Annotated in this window: 22 protein-coding genes; 9 read left to right on the forward strand and 13 right to left on the reverse strand. The window is 43.3% G+C overall.

From position 1 onward, the window contains the following. Positions 1-258 precede the first annotated feature (258 nt). The 3 genes from K5R16_RS20205 (at position 259) to K5R16_RS20215 (ending at position 1,907) form a co-directional block, all read left to right on the forward strand. Positions 259-864, forward strand: a complete 606-nt coding sequence (locus K5R16_RS20205) for a hypothetical protein (RefSeq protein ID WP_220739957.1) — start codon at positions 259-261, stop codon at positions 862-864. 98 nt (positions 865-962) lie between these two features. Continuing rightward, entirely contained in the window at positions 963-1,256 is a 294-nt protein-coding gene (locus tag K5R16_RS20210; RefSeq protein ID WP_220739959.1) for a hypothetical protein, read from the forward strand. Between the two features lie 222 nt (positions 1,257-1,478). After that, entirely contained in the window at positions 1,479-1,907 is a 429-nt protein-coding gene (locus tag K5R16_RS20215) for a hypothetical protein (protein ID WP_220739961.1), read from the forward strand. A gap of 443 nt (positions 1,908-2,350) precedes the next feature. Here K5R16_RS20215 and der read toward each other — a convergent pair whose 3' ends face one another. The 8 genes from der to K5R16_RS20255 form a co-directional block, all read right to left on the reverse strand. Next, entirely contained in the window at positions 2,351-3,823 is a 1,473-nt protein-coding gene (gene der, locus K5R16_RS20220; protein WP_220739963.1) for a ribosome biogenesis GTPase Der, read from the reverse strand. 86 nt (positions 3,824-3,909) lie between these two features. Next, a complete protein-coding gene (gene bamB / locus K5R16_RS20225) occupies positions 3,910-5,097 on the reverse strand; it encodes an outer membrane protein assembly factor BamB (protein ID WP_220739964.1) in 1,188 nt (395 codons plus the stop codon). Between the two features lie 11 nt (positions 5,098-5,108). After that, positions 5,109-5,729: a tetratricopeptide repeat protein gene (locus K5R16_RS20230; RefSeq protein ID WP_220739966.1), complete on the reverse strand. Its 621-nt coding sequence runs from the start codon at positions 5,727-5,729 to the stop codon at positions 5,109-5,111. A gap of 14 nt (positions 5,730-5,743) precedes the next feature. Beyond that, on the reverse strand, positions 5,744-7,018 hold the full coding sequence (hisS, locus tag K5R16_RS20235; protein WP_220739968.1) for a histidine--tRNA ligase: 1,275 nt from the start codon (positions 7,016-7,018) through the stop codon (positions 5,744-5,746). An 80-nt stretch (positions 7,019-7,098) separates the two neighbouring features. After that, a complete protein-coding gene (gene ispG / locus K5R16_RS20240) occupies positions 7,099-8,214 on the reverse strand; it encodes a flavodoxin-dependent (E)-4-hydroxy-3-methylbut-2-enyl-diphosphate synthase (RefSeq protein WP_220739970.1) in 1,116 nt (371 codons plus the stop codon). 22 nt (positions 8,215-8,236) lie between these two features. Continuing rightward, a complete protein-coding gene (locus K5R16_RS20245) occupies positions 8,237-9,265 on the reverse strand; it encodes a RodZ domain-containing protein (protein ID WP_220739972.1) in 1,029 nt (342 codons plus the stop codon). Then, positions 9,265-10,053, reverse strand: a complete 789-nt coding sequence (gene pilW, locus K5R16_RS20250; protein ID WP_220739974.1) for a type IV pilus biogenesis/stability protein PilW — start codon at positions 10,051-10,053, stop codon at positions 9,265-9,267. Before pilW ends, K5R16_RS20245 begins: the two co-directional genes overlap by 1 nt. Before the next feature lie 32 nt (positions 10,054-10,085). Then, positions 10,086-11,207 carry a bifunctional tRNA (adenosine(37)-C2)-methyltransferase TrmG/ribosomal RNA large subunit methyltransferase RlmN gene (locus K5R16_RS20255; protein WP_220739976.1) on the reverse strand — a complete coding sequence of 374 codons (1,122 nt, stop codon included), beginning with the start codon at positions 11,205-11,207 and terminating at the stop codon, positions 10,086-10,088. Between the two features lie 296 nt (positions 11,208-11,503). Between K5R16_RS20255 and K5R16_RS20260 the strand changes: the two genes are divergently transcribed. Beyond that, positions 11,504-12,580 (forward strand): CNNM domain-containing protein, encoded by a 1,077-nt coding sequence (locus K5R16_RS20260; protein ID WP_220739978.1) that lies wholly within the window; start codon positions 11,504-11,506, stop codon positions 12,578-12,580. A gap of 114 nt (positions 12,581-12,694) precedes the next feature. Then, positions 12,695-14,437: a bifunctional UDP-sugar hydrolase/5'-nucleotidase gene (locus K5R16_RS20265; protein ID WP_220739980.1), complete on the forward strand. Its 1,743-nt coding sequence runs from the start codon at positions 12,695-12,697 to the stop codon at positions 14,435-14,437. A gap of 82 nt (positions 14,438-14,519) precedes the next feature. Here K5R16_RS20265 and K5R16_RS20270 read toward each other — a convergent pair whose 3' ends face one another. From K5R16_RS20270 to K5R16_RS20285, 4 genes are all read right to left on the reverse strand, one after another. Next, entirely contained in the window at positions 14,520-15,038 is a 519-nt protein-coding gene (locus K5R16_RS20270; RefSeq protein ID WP_220739981.1) for a GNAT family N-acetyltransferase, read from the reverse strand. A gap of 1 nt (position 15,039) precedes the next feature. Then, positions 15,040-15,555, reverse strand: a complete 516-nt coding sequence (locus K5R16_RS20275) for a GNAT family N-acetyltransferase (RefSeq protein WP_220739983.1) — start codon at positions 15,553-15,555, stop codon at positions 15,040-15,042. A 131-nt stretch (positions 15,556-15,686) separates the two neighbouring features. Then, on the reverse strand, positions 15,687-15,989 hold the full coding sequence (locus tag K5R16_RS20280) for a hypothetical protein (RefSeq protein ID WP_020911606.1): 303 nt from the start codon (positions 15,987-15,989) through the stop codon (positions 15,687-15,689). Positions 15,990-16,171: 182 nt separating this feature from the next. Next, complete coding sequence (locus K5R16_RS20285; protein WP_220740006.1) at positions 16,172-16,405, reverse strand: DUF3820 family protein; 234 nt, start codon at positions 16,403-16,405, stop codon at positions 16,172-16,174. Between the two features lie 734 nt (positions 16,406-17,139). Here K5R16_RS20285 and K5R16_RS20290 point away from each other — a divergent pair. From K5R16_RS20290 to K5R16_RS20305, 4 genes are all read left to right on the forward strand, one after another. Next, positions 17,140-17,883 carry an AAA family ATPase gene (locus tag K5R16_RS20290; protein WP_220739985.1) on the forward strand — a complete coding sequence of 248 codons (744 nt, stop codon included), beginning with the start codon at positions 17,140-17,142 and terminating at the stop codon, positions 17,881-17,883. Beyond that, positions 17,843-18,310, forward strand: a complete 468-nt coding sequence (locus tag K5R16_RS20295; RefSeq protein ID WP_220739987.1) for a CopG family transcriptional regulator — start codon at positions 17,843-17,845, stop codon at positions 18,308-18,310. Before K5R16_RS20290 ends, K5R16_RS20295 begins: the two co-directional genes overlap by 41 nt. A gap of 230 nt (positions 18,311-18,540) precedes the next feature. After that, positions 18,541-19,365 carry a zinc-dependent peptidase gene (locus tag K5R16_RS20300; RefSeq protein ID WP_220739989.1) on the forward strand — a complete coding sequence of 275 codons (825 nt, stop codon included), beginning with the start codon at positions 18,541-18,543 and terminating at the stop codon, positions 19,363-19,365. A 66-nt stretch (positions 19,366-19,431) separates the two neighbouring features. Next, positions 19,432-19,929, forward strand: a complete 498-nt coding sequence (locus tag K5R16_RS20305; RefSeq protein ID WP_220739991.1) for a nuclear transport factor 2 family protein — start codon at positions 19,432-19,434, stop codon at positions 19,927-19,929. A 311-nt stretch (positions 19,930-20,240) separates the two neighbouring features. Here K5R16_RS20305 and K5R16_RS20310 read toward each other — a convergent pair whose 3' ends face one another. Then, on the reverse strand, positions 20,241-21,701 hold the full coding sequence (locus K5R16_RS20310) for an HDOD domain-containing protein (protein WP_259649954.1): 1,461 nt from the start codon (positions 21,699-21,701) through the stop codon (positions 20,241-20,243). Positions 21,702-21,840: the final 139 nt, after the last annotated feature.

The raw sequence follows: 21,840 nt of genomic DNA on the forward strand, positions 1-21,840 counted from the left end.
CCTGAATACGCTAAAAAAGATTTAGATGTTGAAGCTAAAAAGTTTATAGCACTTCATGAAGAGTATGTTGATTACAAAATTATTTCATCTAAATTTCAGTTAATACCTTCAGGTGTTGTTTTCGTAGTTGAGTTTATAAAAGAAAGCTAACAAGCTGTTAAACAAGGACAAAAAACAGTTGATTTTGCTCCTTCGTCGCTAATTTTAACCAACTGTTTTTTGCCTGTTAACAGGGCGTTATATGCAAAGGAGAGTGCGGTGAATAAAGTCGTATCAATATTAAGTTTGTCATTAATCCTAGGTGCTTGTGCATCTACGAGCCCTAAAACAGAAGTCACAGGAATTTCAGTAGAGTTACCCCAAGAAAATTGGGAACAAGTGACAAAAAGAGAGTCAACTGAACAATATATTAAAGAATGGGTACCAAATGGAAAAACACCATTTGATACAAACTGGATAATTACAGAACAAAAGTTACCTATACAATCGAAAATATCAGCAGATAAATTTCAAAAAAGCATGTTTAGCTTGGCTAGACAATCATGCTCTGATGTATTGTACAATGGCCCTCAAGAAATTAATGTTAGCGACCATATGACTTCTGTAGGCCGTATTATGTGTGCAAAACAAAATGGTAAACCTTACGGCACTTTCACTGATCAGCGTGTAGTTATTCAAGGTTTAACTGCATATGTTGTAACAAGCGAACTTAGAATACCAGCAGCTTCAAAAGCTGGTGTTTTGGCTTTCGGTAAAGATCAACTAAACGAAATGAAGGAGTTTATGCAAATGCAAAAAAAATCTTCTACCTTCGTTCGTAAGTCAGTAAATATTTGTCTTAACGATAGTGTTAATTGCATATAACAAGCTAATTAATAAGGACAAAAAACAGTTTACTGTTTTCGTTCCTCAACATTTTAGCAAACAATTTTTTGCCCATTATTAGGGCGTTATAACTCACTATGAAATTACACATAACTTTATTTATTTTAGCAACATTGGGATGTTCTTTTGGTTCATACTTTTTTGGATATAAAGTGGGTGCCGAAGATGGGGCTAAGTATACAGTTCAGACGTTTGCCAGTGACTCAATATCTCAAATGAATAAACACACACTAATTTTGGAAGCTTTTAAGCAGGATCGGTTGGACTTAGCTAGGGAAGGTGTTGAGTTACTCGTCAAAAATGATAATGAACACAGGAAAAACATTGAGTCAATCGTAGCTAACGAGTCATTTGACTTTTGCAAGTTATAACAAGCTGCTAAATCAAGATTCACCTAGGCTGTCATGTCATTTGCCGTGCAAATCGTCTCAGTACCAGGTTCACTTATTAATATGGCGTTAAGGGAGTACATGTCTAGGCTCATATTATTAATCATCATTTGTATGTCATTCTCTGTTAAAGCAGATAAATAAGCACCTTCTAAACCATTTATTGCAACACAGGATACTGCGTTTGAATCATACTATTTCAAGATGATTCCAGAATATACCTATTATGAAAATGGAGCGTTAATAGTTGAAAAAGAGGCATGGGGGAAAGCTTACAGGTTAAATTATGATGGTTCAAATACTGAACTTTGGTCTGTATCTGGCTGGTATGCTCGTGAGGTTTATCTTGCAGGGAAAGATGCCCAAAACTTAGTTAGGTTGGGAGACTGGCCTAGAGGTCATGAGCTTAAGGAAACAGATTTGGCTGTTGCTTTTTATGATGGCGGCCGCCTAATTAAATCATATTCAACAAAAGATTTAATTAAGAACAAAAACAGTATCGACCTCACTGTTTCGCACTATCGTTGGTTAGAGTCTCACGAATTTAACCTGTCAAGATCACGCTTCACTCTAACAACACTGGGGGGGACTACTTATAGGTTTAGTGTTTCAACTGGTGACATTGTTGAGTGAAGCTCCCCTAACAAGGCCAAACTCCACGCTTATTGATGCATTACCGTAAACCCGTTTACCATACTTTCACTAATGAAACTCAACACCCCAAGCGCTTTAACTCTAACAAGCTCTTGTCCAAAAGCGGGTTAACGAAAGACTAAAATGAGTTTGCTAGTTATTCATCTGCTTTGAGCTGTGCAAGCTTCTAAATCATGGATGATTTAGTAGAGCCTATAGGGATATATTTACGGCGGCTTGCAAAAGCTCAAGGCAGGTGAACTGCATATGAATGCGATACATTATCTTGACCGACCTTTAAACTCTTGCTGATTACTCGTTCATGTCCAATAACAAGCTAGGCGCTTGGTCATGGATATTAGCCCAACAAAAAAGGAACCCGTAGGTTCCTTTAAATCACTAATTTGGTCATCAAACTCGATCACCAAATGATGAACAAAGCATTAATCTTTATTCTTATCACGAATATGACCAACCATACGCTTACGACGACGTTCCTGGCTCACCGTTAGCTTCTTGGTGTTCATCCCTTCAAATGGGTTGCCACCGTCTTGGAAGCGGATCTGGATCGGCGTACCAATAACTTTTAATGAACGACGGTAGTAGTTCATCATAAAGCGCTTGTACGAGTCCGGTAGCTTCTTAACCTGATTACCGTGTACAACGACGATAGGTGGGTTGTAACCACCTGCGTGAGCGTATTTAAGCTTAACACGGCGACCATTAACCAATGGTGGCTGGTGATCGTCTTGTGCCATCTGCATGATACGGGTCAACATAGAGGTACTTACGCGGCGCGTAGCACTGTCGTATGCTTCTTCGATAGACTCATATAAATGGCCAACACCTGTTCCGTGCAATGCAGAGATAAAGTGAATACGAGCGAAGTCAATAAAACCTAAGCGACGGTCAAGCTCGCTCTTAACACGGTCTTTAACTTCTTGGTCAATACCATCCCACTTGTTGACGGCAATCACTAAAGCACGACCTGCGTTCAATGCAAAACCTAAAAGACCTAAATCTTGCTCGGCAATACCTTCACGGGCATCGATAATCAGTAGCACAACGTTACAGTCTTCAACCGCTTTAAGGGTTTTAATAACTGAGAACTTCTCTACCGTTTCATGTACCTTGCTACGACGGCGTACACCGGCAGTATCAATCAATACATACTCACGGCCTTCACGTTCCATTGGAATGTAGATACTGTCTCGAGTCGTGCCCGGCTCATCATAAACAACTACCCGCTCTTCACCCAAGATCCGGTTGGTTAGTGTTGACTTACCCACGTTAGGCTTACCAATGATGGCAAGTTTAATCGGTAAGTCTTGCAGACGTTTCTGCTCAGCTTCCGCTTCTTCTTCGGTGTATTCGCGCTCTTCTTCGTTCTCTTCACCTTCACCATCTTTGGTGATCCCCATCGCTTCTGCGTAAGGTGCTAAAGAGTACTCAATCATGTTAGTCACGCCGCGGCCCTGAGCCGCTGCCATTTGGTAAACTTCACCAAGACCTAGTGACCAAAACTCAGCACATGCTGAGTCTGCATCGATGCCATCAACTTTGTTAGCAACAACAAAAGTTGTTTTTTCACGGCTACGAAGATGCTGTGCAATCGCCAAATCAGCTGCGGTTAGACCTGCACGAGCGTCGGTCATAAATAGCACCACATCAGCCTCTTCGATCGCCGCTAGCGATTGTTCAGCCATGCGGGTTTCAATCCCCTCTTCAGTGCCATCGATACCGCCGGTATCAACCACAATGAACTCATAGCCAGCCAGATGCGCTCGGCCGTACTTACGATCCCGAGTTAGCCCAGGAAAATCTGCCACTAGAGCATCTCTGGTACGGGTAAGTCGGTTAAAAAGGGTCGACTTACCAACGTTTGGTCGCCCAACAAGGGCCACAACAGGAATCATTTAATTGCCTCTATTACTCATTTTCTATTAACTAAAAAGCCCCCGGAATACACATCCAGGGGCCTTATCATCTTTCACAACTAGGCTTACGGAAGTGTAACTCGAACCACTTTTCCACCACGAGTCTGCACATACAAGTTGTCTTTAACAACTAATGGCTGACTGTATAAACCAGAGCTATCTACTTCAATACGACCCACTATTTTACCGTCAGACTTGTTCAAAAAGTGTAGGTAACCTTCAAAATCACCCACTACAATATAGTCTTTAAACGAAACGGCTGCGGTTAAACCTCGGTTAGCAAGCTCTGAATTATTCCATAACTCTAGACCATTTCGTCTATCAACAGAATAAATACGGCTATGGTCATCAACAACAAACAGACTTGCACCTGAATAGGCTAACTCATGGAAGCTTGAATACTTACGTGTCCAAACAACACGGCCAGTGCGCATCTCCATTGATACCAAGTTACCGTTATAGCTTACTGCATATAGGTTTTCACCGACTAGCAATGGCTTCATGTCAACATCAGCCATGCGTGAGAACTCATTACCACCCGCGGGTGTGTAAATCGCTTGCTCCCAAGCTGCCTGACCGTTGTTTTTAATCACAACCGCAATTTTACCATCGGCAGTGCCAACGAAAAAGCCGCCGGCATCATAAGCTGCAGAACCCGTACCACGCAATGTTAATGTTGGCAGTTGGTTTTCATAAGTCCAGCGCTTTTCACCATCATCAACGTTAAAGGCTTCAAGCGTGCCCGCACCAGTATTAACCACAACTATATCTTCGCCAACTGTTGGTGCAGATAGCACTTCACCGCCAGCAATCACATGCCAAAGATTATCACCGGTTTCAGCATCAAATGCTGCCACTAGACCGCTTTCGCCGCCCACAAAGACCTTGTTACGTGCAGCGGTTACGCCGCCCGCCAAACGTGCACCTTTGTTTTTAGCTAAAATATTATCTCTAAAGATTGAGCTAAAATCTTTTTCCCACGCTTTTTCGCCAGTCGCTTCATCAAAAGCTAAGACTTTACCGTAACGGTCAGCAACAAAAAGCTTATCGTAACGAGCTGCTGGTCGCAGGCGAGAATAGTAGTCACCTACACCATCACCGACATTGGCGCTCCAGTTCATTTCTGGAAATACGCTTGCTTCTATCTCTGCAAGTGGCGTAATAGGCTCTTCTTCTACATCGTTCGATGAACACGCAGACAGCAAACCTATGCTTAATCCACATGCGAGCAGTGTTTTGCACCAAGACTTCATGGGCAGATTCCTTATGCCTTGTTCAAATTATCAAGCTTCATTTGTAATGTTGGACTACTCATAGTGCCACCATTTTCTACTGCAGCTTGATAAGCAAGCCTTGCCTTGTCGGTTTCACCTTGGCGCACCAAGAAGTCACCTTTTAATTCATCTCTTTGCGCTGCTGAAGCAACATCTTTGATCTGCTCTAGCGTAGTAATAGCAGTAGCAAATTGACCTTGCTCTGCTTGCACGCGAGCTAAACGCATTGTGGCAACTAGCACAATACTGCTATCGGCATTAACCGCAATCACGTTTTTAAGCGTTGCTTCCGCTTTCTCTAAATCGCCAGTTTCAACGGCTGACTTAGCTACCATTAGCTCAAGCAATGACTGATAGCCTTGCTGGCCATGTTCTTTGGCAAAAGTTTCTGCAGCACTTAGCATTGCAGCGTCAGCTGTATTTTGGCTGCTGAGCGCTTGAAAAGACTCAGAAGCCGCTTCGGCTTGAGCCAACTGATGGTCAGAATAATAGTTCCAACCGAATAATCCACCCAAACCGACAACAGCACCTACGACAACTGAGGAACCGTAATCTTTCCAGAACTGTTTGATAGCATCTACTTGTTGCTCTTCTGTGCTATAGACTTCCACGTATACTTCCCCTTTTAAACCAGTTCTGCAATATAAGTCGCCAACGCATCTCGGGCAACTAATTCTTGTGCTTTATCTTCACGAAGGTACTTAACTGCAACTTGATTATTGGCAAGTTCATCTTCACCAATAACAAGCGCCACAGCAGCACCGCTTTTGTCTGCTCGCTTCATCTGCTTCTTAAAGTTACCGCCACCGCAATGGCTCATCACTTTTAGATTCGGCAAGCTTGCTCTTAAATCTTGTGCAACCTTTATCGCTTCAACACGGCAGCTATCACCCATTGCAGTAACATATACATCTACCGCTGGTTTGATATCTTTATCAAGTTCAAGCGTTTGTAGCAATAACACGATACGCTCAAGCCCCATAGCGAAGCCTACAGCGGGTGTTGATTTACCACCAAGTTGACCAACTAGACCGTCATAACGACCGCCAGCTAATACCGTGCCTTGTGAACCAAGGCTTGATGTCACCCACTCGAATACCGTGCGGTTATAATAATCTAAGCCGCGCACTAGACGAGGATTGATTGTGTATTGGATGCCAACAGCCTCTAAGAGTTCACATAAATGTGAAAAATGTGAACGAGTCTCTTCGCCTAAGTAATCCATCAAGGCTGGCGCATCAGCTAGCAATGCCTGCACAGCAGCATTCTTAGAGTCTAAAACTCTAAGCGGATTGCTGTACATGCGGCGCTGACTGTCTTCATCTAATACATCTTTATGCTGCTCTAAAAAAGCAATTAGGGCATCTCGGTACGCTGCACGCTCTTCGTTATCACCTAAGGTGTTTAGCTCTAAGGTAACGTGCTCACTGATCCCTAATTTTTCCCAAAGCATGGCAGATAGCATTAATACTTCTGCATCGATATCGGCACTTGGGATCCCGTAAACTTCAACACCAAACTGATGGAATTGACGGTAACGACCTTTCTGTGGACGCTCATGTCGGAACATAGGGCCCATATACCAGAGACGTTGCTCTTGGTTATACAGTAAACCGTGTTCGTTACCAGCGCGCACAGTCGATGCTGTACCTTCAGGGCGAAGCGTTAAGCTATCACCATTTCGGTCATCGAATGTGTACATTTCTTTTTCAACGATATCGGTAACTTCACCAATTGAACGTTTGAAAAGGTCGGTACTTTCTACGATAGGTGTACGAATTTCGCTATAACCGTATGCACTAACAGTATCTCTAAGAACGGTTTCTAGTTTTTGCCATATAGGACTTTGGGTCGGCAGAATGTCATTCATTCCGCGGATCGCTTGGATCTGTTTTGCCACTATTCGACTCGCCAAATTTGCTATTTAAAAATAAAAAACGCCCTGCATTATAGGCGTTTCAATACTAAACGTAAAACGGGTTACTTACTTACATCTTGCGCCGGAATTCTGCTCTCGCTCATCGCCACTTTGGCGCGAATCTTAGCTTCTAGCTGGTCAACAATGTTGTTATTGTCAAAACGCTCTTTCTGTCGCACGCCATCTTTATAATAACCACTCATGCGATTACCACCTGTAAGGCCAATATCTGAGATAAGCGCCTCTCCAGGTCCATTTACCACACAACCAATGATTGACACATCCATTGGTGTTACCACGTCTTCAAGACGCTGCTCTAACTCATTAACGGTAGAGATTACATCGAACTCTTGACGTGAGCATGATGGACAGGCAATAAAGTTAATGCCGCGAGAACGGATCCGTAATGACTTAAGAATATCAAAACCAACTTTAATCTCTTCAATAGGATCGGCTGCCAATGAAATACGCAGCGTGTCACCAATACCATCAGCCAGTAACATACCTAAGCCAACTGCAGACTTAACTGAACCAGCACGCGCACCACCTGCTTCAGTAATACCTAAATGAAGCGGCTGTACGATCTGCTTAGCCAGCAATCGGTAAGACTCTACGGCTAAAAACACATCAGAGGCCTTAACGCTGACCTTAAACTGATCAAAATTAAGACGGTCAAGAATATCCACATGACGCATTGCAGACTCAAGCAATGCTTCTGGAGTCGGCTCTTTATACTTGTCCATTAGCTCTTTCTCTAATGAACCGCCGTTAACACCAATACGGATAGGAATATTTTTATCGCGTGCACACTCAACAACACTGCGAATACGCTCTTCGTTACCGATGTTACCTGGGTTGATCCGCAAGCAATCAACCCCGTACTCAGCCACTTTTAGGGCGATACGGTAATCAAAATGAATATCGGCCACTAACGGCACATTAGTCTGTTGCTTAATCAGTTTAAACGCTTCTGCGGCATCCATGGTCGGCACGGATACGCGGACGATATCGGCGCCGACATTTTCTAATGCGTTAATTTGTGCAACGGTGGCAGCAACATCAGTTGTGCGCGTGTTGGTCATAGACTGCACTGCAATTGGCGCGCCGTCACCGATTGGAACATCGCCGACATAAATACGGCTGGATTTGCGTCTAATAATTGGAGATTCGTTATACATCGTCTTTGTGCTCTATCATTCGTTATTGTCCCGCAAGTGGTAAGCTAAAACGTGCCACTTTACCACTGGGATACTGATCCAAACTGACTTGAGTTCCATTCAGCTGAATATTCACAACTTGTGGTGCGCCCAATATCACGGCAAAAGGCTCTGCGCCTGTGACATTAATATCGCGACCCGATTTTTTTAAACCATCAATAAGCGTATTACCGTTGGCATCAGTGACCTTAATCCAGCAATCACCCTTAAGCGTTAGCACTAACGCTGAAGTCACTGCATCGCTGGTATCATTGTCTTGACTATCGACCATTGAAGCGAGCAATTGCGCTGCAGATACTTGCGAGCTAGCTTCGGCAACTAGCGGCCTAGTGACTGGCTGTTCCGCGGCAGAGTCTTCAGAGGTGACATCTTGGTTTGATGCAATGTACTGCTCAGCGACATTGTTGTCAGCTACATTGTCGCCAATAGTCTCGACAATGCGCTCGTCAAGCGGGATGTCATTTGATTGCGCTGCAAGAGCGGCTTCACCATTTACCAGCGACTCGTCATACATCGCCTCTTCTGCAGATGCTGCAACTTCTTCAACTGTCGGCTGAGAGTAATCAACTGTCGTTTCCATTGAAGATTTTTGGAACCACCACAGTACCATTAACGCCAATAGAATAAATACGATGACGTAGGTTAACGCCATTAACCGACCGTCACGTGCCTGATGGGTCGTCTTACGCGAAAAACTTTGCATCGACGGCTGCGCATCATTCTGCAGCTGTTTATCCAAGCAAGCTTGCACCTCAAATGGGTCCGCTTGCACCGCTCGCGCATAATTTTTTACATAGCCTCTGACATAAGTTGCTGCACCGACAGCTAACAAATTATCGGCTTCTATCTCTTTTACGATAGCCGGGCGTAAATGCAATTGCGCCGCAATATCCTCTACCGAAGCCCCTTTTTTTTCACGGGCTTTTTTTAGCAAAACGCCCAGTGTGAGTGTTGACTCATCCACTAGGCTCTCAGTGTCTATGTTGGGCAGATCATTCTGTTCATTTTTCATTAATGCATATTAGCCCGATATTGCTTGGCTTGAGCCGAAGAAGGAAATTTCGCTAATAGTAAAATACCATATTTCCGAACTGCTTCTTGGTCATTCAAGCCTTGTTCAATTTCAATTCCTAGCGCTAGACTAATTGGAGATTCAACCGCTACCTTGTGGTAGTTCGATAAGCGACTTTTTGCTTCTCCGAATCGCCCAGCTTCGAGTTCCATTTCGGTTAACTCGATAAGCGACGTGCGCCTTCTAGGATCGTACTTAAGCGCCATAGTAAAATACTGCTGCGCTTTTTTTATTTGACCTGCTTTTCTGCTACAAATTCCCAAGTTTTCATAAGTAGAGGCTGCTTGAGTGTAAAGGGGATGTTCAACTGCTTTAAGAAACATCTCCTCAGACTCAGCATACTTACCTTGCTGACACAGGAAAGTACCGAAATTATTAAAGGCATCACCGCTAGCATCTCGAAGGCGAGTGGCATTGCGATAAGCCTGCTCAGTCTTTTCTAACTCGCCGACTGAACTGTAATAATAGGCAAATGCTAAATGCACATCTTCAAGTTCTGGTGCAAATGCTAAGGCTCTATCTAAGTTTGACTTAGCTTGCTCACTGTTGCCTTTTTGTAGATAGGTTAAGCCTAACTGCACTCGCTGGCGAGCGGCTGCGACTTTATCGACTTTTCGCTCAGAGACAGGAGTATCTGTACCCGTATAAGTATTTTGTGTCACGCAGCCCGAAAGCGCTGTCGCAGACAACAAAATAAGCAAGGGCAAGCTCACCTTTCTATGATTCATCGTTAAGCCTATCTACCAATAGATACAAAGAGTTAATCCATTGTGACCGAAATTTGGTTCTGTTGCATTTGTTTTTTCGCCAAACGCTTGGTTCTGTCGCGAATATCGCCAGCAAGTTGACCACAAGCAGCATCGATATCATCACCACGCGTCTTGCGCACAATAACTGTTAAGCCGTATTCCATCAGTACTTTAGAAAAACGATCGATTCGAGAATTAGACGAGCGACCGTATGGTGAGCCAGGATACGGATTAAACGGAATTAAATTCACTTTGCACGGCGTGTCTTTCATCAACTTGGCCAATTCATGGGCTTGGTCGGTGCTGTCGTTGATATGATCTAGCATCACATACTCAACAGTTACACGGCCACGGTTAGCATTAGATTTGGCAATATAGCGACGTATTCCGGCAAGGAAATCTTCTAGTGGATACTTTTTATTAACTGGTACTAGTACATCGCGCAGTTCATCATTTGGTGCATGTATGCTTACCGCTAATGCGACATCCAGCGCATCACCTAAAATATCTAACGCCGGCACAACGCCCGAGGTTGATACGGTAACGCGGCGCTTTGATAGACTAAAACCGAAATCATCCAGCATGATATCCATCGCTGGAATGACATTCTTAAGGTTTAACAGTGGCTCGCCCATACCCATCATCACAACGTTAGTGATTGGACGCTCACCGGTATCTTTTACAAAGCCAATAAAGTCAGCCACACGCCAAATTTGACCTACGATTTCAGATACAGTTAGGTTACGGTTAAAGCCTTGTGCCCCCGTTGAGCAGAAGGTGCATTCAAGCGCACAACCTACTTGAGACGATACACACAAAGTGGCGCGATCATCTTCAGGAATATATACAGTTTCAACTTCTTGGCCGTTACCCACATCAATAGCAAACTTAATGGTGCCATCAGTAGACTTTTGATAACTTGCAATTTCTGGTGCAACAATTTCACATTTACGCGCTAGTTTCGCTCGCAATGCCTTGTTGATGTTGGTCATCTGTTCGAAGTCACTCACCCCAAAGTGATAAAGCCATTTCATCAATTGATCGGCACGGAACGGCTTTTCACCCATATCGGCAAATAACGCTCTCATCGCTTTACGATCAAGATCCAATAAATTGATCTTCTTTTCACTCATTGTGTGTAACCTCAAAAACCTAAAACCTGCATGTGGGCGGCGAATTATACAGATCCTTGTAAAATAAGGCTAGCAACCTTACTCGGCTTATTCGATGATGCTGATATTTATTACATTAATTGTAACGCTGCATTAGTAAATACTGCTGAGAACCGCCCAATCATCTGTAAATTGCCTTAAGACACTATCAAAAAAGCAAGAATAGCCACTAAACAGCCATTGCTGTGAATTAAACCTGTGCTAGAATCCGCTCAGACTAATGTTGGTCTGTAATATGGAGGTGTAATTTCACCTTTATGATAACTCTTGTCATTATAGTATTTGTCGCCATTGCTATCTCTTTTCTTTGTAGTGTGTTTGAAGCTGTTTTACTGTCAGTCACACCCAGTTATATCGCCACGCTTGCCGCAACCAATCCCGCAGCAGCCGCTAGGTTGAATAAACAAAAAGAAAATGTTGAATCTCCACTCGTTTCTATCCTTACTTTAAATACCATTGCCCACACTGTTGGTGCGGCGGTTGCTGGTGCACAGGCAGCTAAAGTATTTGGTGATGAGATGCTAGGCGTATTTTCAGGTGTCCTTACTTTCCTTATTCTGTTTTTCTCAGAGATTATCCCTAAAACACTGGGTGCAAACTACTGGCGTTCACTCGCGCCAACAGTTTCTATCGCACTCGTGTGGATGGAGCGCGCGACTAGGCCGCTGATCTGGATGTCTAAGCAGGTTACACAGTTGATGGGTAAAGGCGATGAAGGTCAGTATATTCGTCAAGAGATGAGTGCGATGGCTAAGATTGGTCGTGAATCTGGCGAGCTTGATGAGCAGGAATCAAAAATTCTGACTCAAATGCTGTCAGTTAAAGAGATGCCAGTTACTGCCATTATGACCCCAAGAACGGTGATGTTTAAGCTACAGACCACCTTAACTCAAGGTGATTTCGCCGCTCAATTTATGGCCAAACCATTTACCCGTATCCCTGTATACCAAGGTGAGCCTGATAATATCATTGGCTACGTGAACCGTAACGATGTGCTATTGGCTGAGCGTAAAACACCCAAAGAGTCCATCGCAGTCCTTAAGAAGAACCTACTGGTTATTCCTGAGACCGCGAAGATACTCCCCCTGTTTGAATTGATGATTAAGCGTAATACCAAAATTGCGATGGTTGTTGATGAGTATGGCTCTGGTGAAGGTATTGTCACCTTAGAAGATATTGTCGAGTCACTATTGGGACTGGAAATTGTCGATTCAAATGACCCTGTCACAGATATGCAGCAATTAGCGCGTAAATTGTGGAGTCGCAGAATGCAGCACAAGGGTATTGTGCTTTCTGATGATGGCGAGTTTGATAATAAGCCCGAAAAGAGCTAGTTATCGCTCAATATACATTAAGGGAGCTTGGCTCCCTTTTTTTAGCTGCGAAAATCAGTATTTCACCCGGCAACGTAAAAATGCTATAATTCTTGTTTGGTTCTGAGGATTGAAATGACGTCTACTTATACATTAAAGCTTGCCCACATCAACGACACACATTCTCATTTCGACGCTAATCGACTGCAGTTTACGATCACCGAGCAACAACAAGAACTCACGCTATATACCCATAGTGGTGGTTACGCGCGTATCGGTTATCAACTCTCTCAGGCAAAGCTGTCGGCCAAAGCCAATCAACAATCTTTTCTATTCTTACATGGCGGTGATAGCTTCCAAGGCACCCTTTATTTCAATGAATTTAAAGGCAAGGCTAATTCAGACCTACTCAATCTATTAAAGCCAGACGCGATGGTACTGGGTAATCATGAGATTGATGCCGGCAATGGTCCTGTTTTAGATTTTCTGAATGACATTCAATTTCCTCTGCTTGCTGGCAATATGGATTTGAGCCAAGAAGATCAGCAAAAAGCCGCCAAGCTCAGTGGTCATCACAACCTTTACGACTACGACACGAGCAGTCAAACCGCTAAGTACATATTAAAGCCACTGCATGATAAGCAAGTTGCGATTATCGGTATCACGCTTGATCAGATGAAAGAAATTGCCCGCCCAGATGAAGATACGCATTTTATCAATGCTATCGAAACCACACGGCGCACAATTGCAAAGCTGCACGCAAAAGGCATATACCACATCATAGTGTTAAGCCACCTAGGGCTAGATCAAGACCGCGTGCTTGCCGAAGAAGTCGATGGCATAAGCCTAATTGTTGGCGGTCACTCCCATACCCTACAAGGCGATTTTCGTGAACTTGGTTTAAGCAATATTCCCTATGCTGAACAGGTAGCGCACACACCTATTCTGCACGCAGGGAAATACGCTGAGACCATAGGGATATGTGATGTTAGTTTTGATGAAGCAGGTAGGGTTACCGATATCAACGGTGGCAACTTCTTCATGCTTGATCAGCAATTCATTTTGCAAGCAGGTGATGGCGAAGTCTGCGCTGAAAACTACCTAGCGATCCGCGCTAAGCTCGATGCTAATCCCGCCATCTTTTGGGACGGTGAAGACAGCCTTGTACAGCAAACTATTTTACAAAAATACCGCCCAAGTTTAGACGCCTTAGATAACCAAATACTCAGTTTTGTGCCTAAAAACTTTGAACATACTCGCCTGCCAAGTAAAGCACTGCCACATGGTAGTGAAATCGCGCCATGGGTCAGTCGCAGTATGTTTCATGAGACAAAGGCGATTGGTATGCAGGTTGACTTTGCGTTGCACAATGCAGGCGGCGTCAGACAATCACTCAATAAAGGACAATTGAGTCTAGCAGAAGTAATAGGCCGCATATTACCGTTTGAGCTGCCATTAGTGACCTACCAAATTCAAGGACAATATCTGTTCCAGATGCTTGAATCGGCCATCAATGCTGCAACCAATAACAGTGTGATTGGCACCGGTGCGGGCAGTTTCCCATATACCTATGGGCTTAAGTATTTCTATGACGGTCGACAAGCTTTGGGGCAACGGATCGTCAAGCTTGAGATCATGCGCCCAGCCAATGGCCAACCGCTGTGGTTTGATATTGACCCTATGCAGCATTATATCGGCGTGTCTTCAGCTTATACGGCATCAGGTAAAGAGGGTTATAGCCCGATATTGCAATCCAATTGGCAGCACAGTGTCGATGAACTAACACTGCCAGAAGCCTTCATTCGCTTTATGAGTCGCACAAATACACTTGACGACATACTAGAGCCTGAAGTGCATTATACCAGCCACAGAAGCTAAGCAAGCGTCTCTTGCCACGACTGTATGACTATTGATTCAATGACAAAAGCCTCCTATTTATTTGGAGGCTTTTTAGTATTAGTCATAACTCTAGCTTTTTACGCATACTAAAGTTAACCAGCACTTGGTCTGCGCGCGAGTGTTCATTTTTAGATAGCAGCCGATAACCCTGTTTCTCGAAAAAAGGCTTAGCCAAATAAGACGCCTCTACCGTTAACTCTGAAATTTGCTGCGATATAGCGTGCTGTTCTAAACATTGATAAAGCTGTGAAGCAACGCCTTTACCGACAAAACTTGGGTGAGTAAATAAACAATCAACTTCTGCTGATAATATAAACTTCCCTTCACTATCGAGAGTTTCTATTGTGGGTTTTAGGTTGATAAACCCACTAATAATCCCCTCTTCTTCAGCAACCCAAGTGACGGTTTGCGCTAATCGTAATAGCCAATCATCATCAGAGCGAAGTGCTGGAGACCAAACCGCTCTCTCCTCTTCACTATAATGACTTGCAGCAGCTTGAGTAATACTTAAGTGAAACACATTTGCCAATTGTCCTACGTCGGCTTTAGTAAATAATCGAACTCGACACTCTTTGCTCACGTTAGTTATCCCCAGATACGATTAATGGCTTGCACATGAGAAAACCCATTATAATTTGGCCCCGCTTCTCTTGGTAACTGCGATGCCGTTGTTTAAAGCCATGCGCCAGAAAAAGTGGCTTAGATAACTTTGACGCATCAACAGATAAACTGCCGATGTTTGCCGCTATAGCCCATGCTTCAAGTTCGGTCAGTAGCGCAGCCGCAATCCCTTGATGTTGAAAGTCAGGGTGAACATAGAGGCTGTCGATATAACCGCGACTATGGAAATGCGTCTCAAGGTTTATCACCCCACAGCATAAAGGAACGCCGTCCTGATGTTGGGCACTGTCGATCATCAACCATGTTTTAGACCGAGTAAGCCTTTTATGCCAGTGATAGCGAGAACGGGGTGAGCATGACCAAGCTTGTTGCTCTATTTTTGAGTAAACATCGACATCAATAGCATTGATCGCCAGATGGAAAAGCTGACTCACTTGAGTTGCATACTGTTTTTGGTAGGGAATTAATTTGAGCATGATGGCTAATAAAGCAAAACAATAGCGTTATTCTGCGCTAAATGATGACAAAAGAAAACGGCGTAGACTCAGTCTACGCCGTTTTCTTTAGAGCATGATAATAGTTGCGCTGTTGGCAACCTAGATCAGCCTTATTTTTTGTCGATACGACCAACAAACAATAATTCGTCAAAAGTGCGATTTAATGTTTTGCTGGCAAAATCATTCATCCACATCTGCTCTTGAACGACTACGGTGTCGCCTTTTTTAACTTCTACCTGTGGACCAGCTGCCCAGAATGTTTTGTCAGCTTCTTTAATTTGTACGTAGGTATAACCGCCGCCATTCATAGTGTCCATGACAGTACCTTCATGCATAACACCTTGAGCCCAAGCGCTAGACATACCAAGAGCAAGTGTTGCTGCAGCAGCCAATTTAACTAGTTTAGCTATCATCGGAAATTTCCTTTAAAAGTTATCAATCAAATATTTCAATTCAGATATATTAAAGCACGCAATAAAGCATAAATCTCTAATACTCGTCACTAATCATAATCAAATCATCAACTATTAGATCCAACTCTCATTCCAAAGGTAATTTTGCCCTAGCAAGGAACTTTCTAATAAGCCATGACTAATTATCGAGATCTAGCCTGTTTTACTTTATCAAGGAGTGGTTGCAACATCCCTTCAAGCCCATTGAGCTTCACTTCATACATTAAAGCAAGTTGTTGCCCAAGCTTACCTTCAGGGAATCCTTTTGAATGAAACCACACTAAATAGGGTTCAGGTAGTTCGAGTAGATAGCGACCTGCATACTTCCCAAATGGCATTTTCTGACTTATCGCTTCTTGTAATAACTTCTCGTCCACTGTGCTATTTCCACACTTATCAAAAGTAACTGCTATATCGGCAAAGCCTAACATGGGCGAGGCTGTATTGGCGTAAATAATTTCCCCCAATAAAGTCATCAACCCCGTAGCAGACTCAAAAACACAAGCGCTTTTAACACTGGGCACAAATAGTGATTATGTTGCAAAGCAAGCGATAGCTGAAGTGAAGTGCCCGAGCGCTACCTTGTTAGCGAGCTAATGCATAAAGTAACGACTAAGCATAAAATGAACCAGAGCATTTATCACAAATTACGTAGTTTCAAATGCTTAAGGCCTAACAATGCATATACCCAATTGGAATTAACAAATTATTTTTATTCCATTTATAAATATCAAACTAAAGGGTGAGAAAACTTTGACCATACAAGCCCCCGTTCAAACGCTATTTAGCGACGCTAATAAGACATATTAAAAACCTAAGTACCTAATAAATTTAACAAACAAATCCCAGCGACGCTTTAAAGGCTTAAAGTGTCAAAAAACCATCGAACACAGGGTTTGCGTCAAAAATAGTTCGCCAGTCAATTGAAACAAAAACGTCAAAAATCATACAGTTGACCTTTAGACAATCCCTGCCTAAATTACTAACACAGCTGTTGTATTGGGCACATGAAGTCAAAAGAAACTTCCCTAATAAAACCAGTACGCATCCAACAGCTTACGTAATCAGAAAGACACAACCAGATTAACAAACGCGTACTCGAGGACAAAGCATGATTATATTAGTAGGTGGTGAGAAAGGCGGCAGTGGTAAAAGCTGTTTAGCACAAAACATAGCCGTATTTTTAACGGCAGAATGCCAAGCTTCTGTAATTATGGTTGACTGTGATCCTCAACGCACCACGTCAGACTGGATCCATGCCAGAAATAACAATGCTGACTTACCCAGTATTAACTGTGTGCAGTTATACGGAAAAATACGCAACGACCTGTTAAGCCTTGAACAGCATTACGACTATGTCATTGTTGATTGTGGTGGCCAAGATAACCTGGCACTTCGTGCAACCATGTCTGTGGCCTCCCATGTATTAATGCCACTTAGACCTAAGCGACGCGATCTCAAAACGGTTAGCCACATGGATGATATCGTTGCAACGTGCATGATGATAAACCCAAAAATGCGCGCCACCTTCGTTATCACCCAGTGTCCAAGCTTACCGAATCAGTCAAATCGTATTTTTGAAGCGAAAGAAGTTTGTAAAACCTATGACATCAATGTACTCGACGCCATTACCTACAGCCGTAACATTTATGATGATAGCGAAGAGTCTGGCTTATCAGTACTAGAGATTGAGCCAAAAGGTAAAGCTGCCAACGAGATCCGAGGTATCGCCACAGAAATGCTGCAAGTTGCTAACTCGACTGAGATCCGCAACCGCATTGCAGAAAAAAAGATGAAGAAGATGAGAGGTGAATATGGGTCTGACAGATCTCAAGAAAAACTCTACGCCGTCTAAATCTACTCATCAACAGATTCAGACAACCCAGCTGGCATTAGACGATTTAATTGATGATTTCATTAATGATGCCAGTCGCTATGCTATCGGAGAGGAGCAACGTTCACCGATAACAAACAAGATTATTGAGTTAAATGCTAATAAAAACCTATTAGCTACTGGTTCATTGAACCAAAGCGTACCGACTTCACATTCGAGATCTGAAGACGTTTTACTTCAGCAGGATATTAAGAAAGTCATAAAAGGAGACGCGCCGTTTAGAAAAGCCACTTTCACTCTGAGTGAATCGGCGATAGCACACTTAGCAGCCTTGGCTGATGATGGTGATGTTGCCAAGTCAAAGTTGATACGCTTTTTAATTGAGCACTTTTTTAGTATGACACCACAAGAAAGAAGAGAGATAGAGAAACGAATTATTGTTGAGTAGCCCTCCCAACTTAGCTGGCAGAATATGGAAAAGTCTTATCAAACGTTTTAACCATAGTTCTCGATTTAATCTGCCAGCCCTTTTTTTATTGTAATAAGCCCTTCAGCAAGAATCCAAACCTCCGAGTATCAATGCCGCTATTGAATTTCAGTGAACCAGTCCACATATCATTAACATCGCCCATTTAAAATACAAACAGAGCGATTGCTTTGATTGATAAGAGGAACCTGATGCTCGCGATCATATTGATAATACTCATTAGTGGCAGTGCCATTTTCTGGATAGCTAGCCGTAATTGGCGTGCAAGCCTGCGCAGAAAAAAGTTCACTCAACAACCTTTTCCTAACGCCTGGCGAACGATTTTAAAGAAACGGATCCCTTTTTTCCGCTCCTTACCGGCCGACTTACAACTGCAACTGAAGAAGCATATACAAGTGTTTATTGCTGAAAAGCAGTTTGTTGGTTGCGATGGCCTCGTGATTGATGATGAAATTCGTGTCACCGTTGCCGCCCAAGCGTGTCTCTTACTGCTAAATCGAAAAACCGATTACTACCCTCATTTAAAAGAGATCCTAGTCTATCCATCAGTATTTATTGTTAGCAATGAACAACGAGACAGTAACGGCTTGGTCTCTGAGCGACGCCGAGTGTTATCTGGCGAGTCTTGGCAGCATGGCAAAGTCATCTTATCGTGGCAAACGACTAAGGAGGGAGCGGCAATTCCCGATGACGGCAGTAACGTTGTGATCCACGAATTTGCTCATCAACTTGATCAAGAAGACGGCAATGCTAATGGCGCGCCTATTCTAGGTCACACTAAAGACTATGCATCTTGGTCAAACGTGATGATGCAGGAGTACCAACAACTGGTAGAGGCCAGCCAACATCAGCAGTATTCACTGTTTAGTTATTATGGCGCGACGAACCCTGCTGAATTCTTTGCAGTGATAAGTGAAGTGTTTTTTGAGCAACCGCATGAATTCATTGCCCAGCACCCTGCCCTGTACCATGAAGTCAGTTCATTCTACCAACTCGATCCCGTTAACTGGCATTGAAAGCAGAAACAATGCTAGCCTTGCTCATTAAATGATTAAGCTAATAAATAATAAAAAGAGAGCCTTATGCAAAGAGTAAGTTCACTAAAATCCATTACATTCGCGCTGTTCTCGACTCTGTTGCTATTTTGGAGTGTCGGGGTTAGCGCCCATGCTACTGAGCCAAGTAGCGCTAAGCAGCAGGCTGCGACCTTACTCGATAATCTTAATATCTATTCGGCAAATGCTGATTGGGATAACTATTTTTCGCTGTATGCTGATAACGGCATATTTATCGGCACTGACGTCAATGAGCATTGGGATAAAGCCCAGTTTGAACAATACGCTCGCCCTACAAAGGGCTGGCGCTATGATCTCACCAGCAGAAAAATGACCCAGCATGGTGATGTCATTTGGTTCGATGAGATTTTACATAGCGAGTCTTACGGCGTGAGTCGAGGCACTGGAACCTTGATCAACACCGCTCAAGGATGGAAGATTGCTCAGTATCATTTGAGCTTTCCTATTCCCAATCTGATAGCTAAAGAGATCACCAAGCAGATAACCGCCGCCCAGCCTCAGTAAGGCTAAACAGCGTTTTATACCCGTTCTACCTGAAAATGCAGAGCTCTGTGGGAGTTTAATGGGCTTTAATAACGGCATTGATTGTCACTAATGGTCATTCCCTTGGTATAATCAATAACACTGAGTAAAGTCCATTAAAGCTCACCATAGAAGGCTTTGTACCAGCCCACTTCGTTGTGCACTCACTTAAAAGGGAGTCACCATTTCTACGTTTATGCGCCTAGAATTGAACTGGCACAATACCTCTGAAACGAGCATATTCAAGTGGAACGGGTATATACCAAGATAAGGCGCGCAACGGACTCCCAAAGTTATTTCATACTGGTCGAAAAGCAGACATTTGAAAGTTCTGCAAAATGACTAAAACTTAAAAAATCCTCTTCATTTAAGCGCCGCCCTGAGCTGTCTCTATCGGCATAAAGCACTCCGATAACGGTATGGTCCATTATCAAAGGAGCCACCATAAACCCTGTTGGCGAGACTAAGCTTCGCAGCGCATCATCCATGTAAAGTCGCCACTTAGCTGAGTGAGGGTTATCGACAAACAGTGCGCTTTTGATTTGAATAGACTCTTGGAACAAGTTTTTTGACCCGCCAAGTTCAATGGCAAAGTTTTTTTTCATATCAATCGCACCATCGCCTAACACGATACGGGGCTGTAGGACTTTCCTATTAGGCGTTAACAACAAAACTGCACAACGATCGACTCCAACCCCTTGCAATACACCTTGAAGTGCTAGAGACAAAACCTGATTAAAATCAGACTTATTTAACGCGCACTGGGTCAGTGCTCGAAGACATCTCAATTGCTCAAGAGGATCTGAACCTCTAATGACAGATTGCGGAGCGGGTTCATCATGCTCCAGCAGCAAGTGTTTGGCATCAGGTAGATAATCAATTAACACTTTCGCGCCGTATGCATCAGCCATCAACTCCGTCGCCTTTTGACAACGGATCATACGCCCTTTAAGTTCATCCACTTCAATATCAAGAATATTTGCCGCTTGCTTTAGTCTTTTTGAAAGCTCAAGAACCGATGGCGGTGTTTGCGACAATAGATCGCTAAGCTTATTGGCCAGAAAAATACTACGAATTTCAGGCGTCCTTTCATCAGGCTGGCTAAGAGACTTTATTAATATACTGCCCAGCCCCCAGTTACGTGCTATTCCGGCTGACAGTTGCTTAAAACTCGTGCCCAGCACCTCTCTTACTGCTTGATCGCATTCAACTGATGATTGACACCGATTAAGTTTACTATCCAAAACTAAGGTTTCAGCGCAGCCCGTGCTCCAAAATGCACTCTCACCTAAGTGATACAACAAAGAGGCAATAAAGACCTCTTCCTGTAGCTCTTCATCGTGCCCTTGCATCAGCATTCGAGTGAACATTGCTGCTTGAAAAGACTTTGCCATCAAACTCAGTAAACGCTTATAAACATCTTCAGAAAGACCTTCAGACTCTAACAAGCTGCTGAGTAACTTGGCGGTAATGCAGATATTTTTAATGGCATCAAACCCTAAGACCACGGCAGCTTTGCTCACCGTTGTGACCTGAGTGATCCCTTTACTGTATGTCACACTGTTAGCGACCCGTAAAATACGCGAGGTCAGTGCATTATCATGCATTACACTCTGGCCTAATATTGCTAGGGAGGAGACATCATCTTTGGCCAGTTTCTCTAATGTACTTACCGTAGAGCATAATGCTGGCATCTCCTGATCACTGATCCTGTGAGTCCAATAATCAGCCCCTCTCAATTTGCTTTCTTGCATGCTGTTCGCTTTCAATTAATGCTCTGCTTATGACAGGATAATCCATCAAATGTGATTTTAAGATATCGCGCTTTATTATGGTTGTGATGCGCGTTTATTTTTAAATAATAATAAACTTAATTGTATACGCAATCACCCC

Origin of the sequence: Shewanella sp. c952 (assembly GCF_019654975.1) — a bacterium.
Taxonomy (GTDB): domain Bacteria; phylum Pseudomonadota; class Gammaproteobacteria; order Enterobacterales; family Shewanellaceae; genus Shewanella.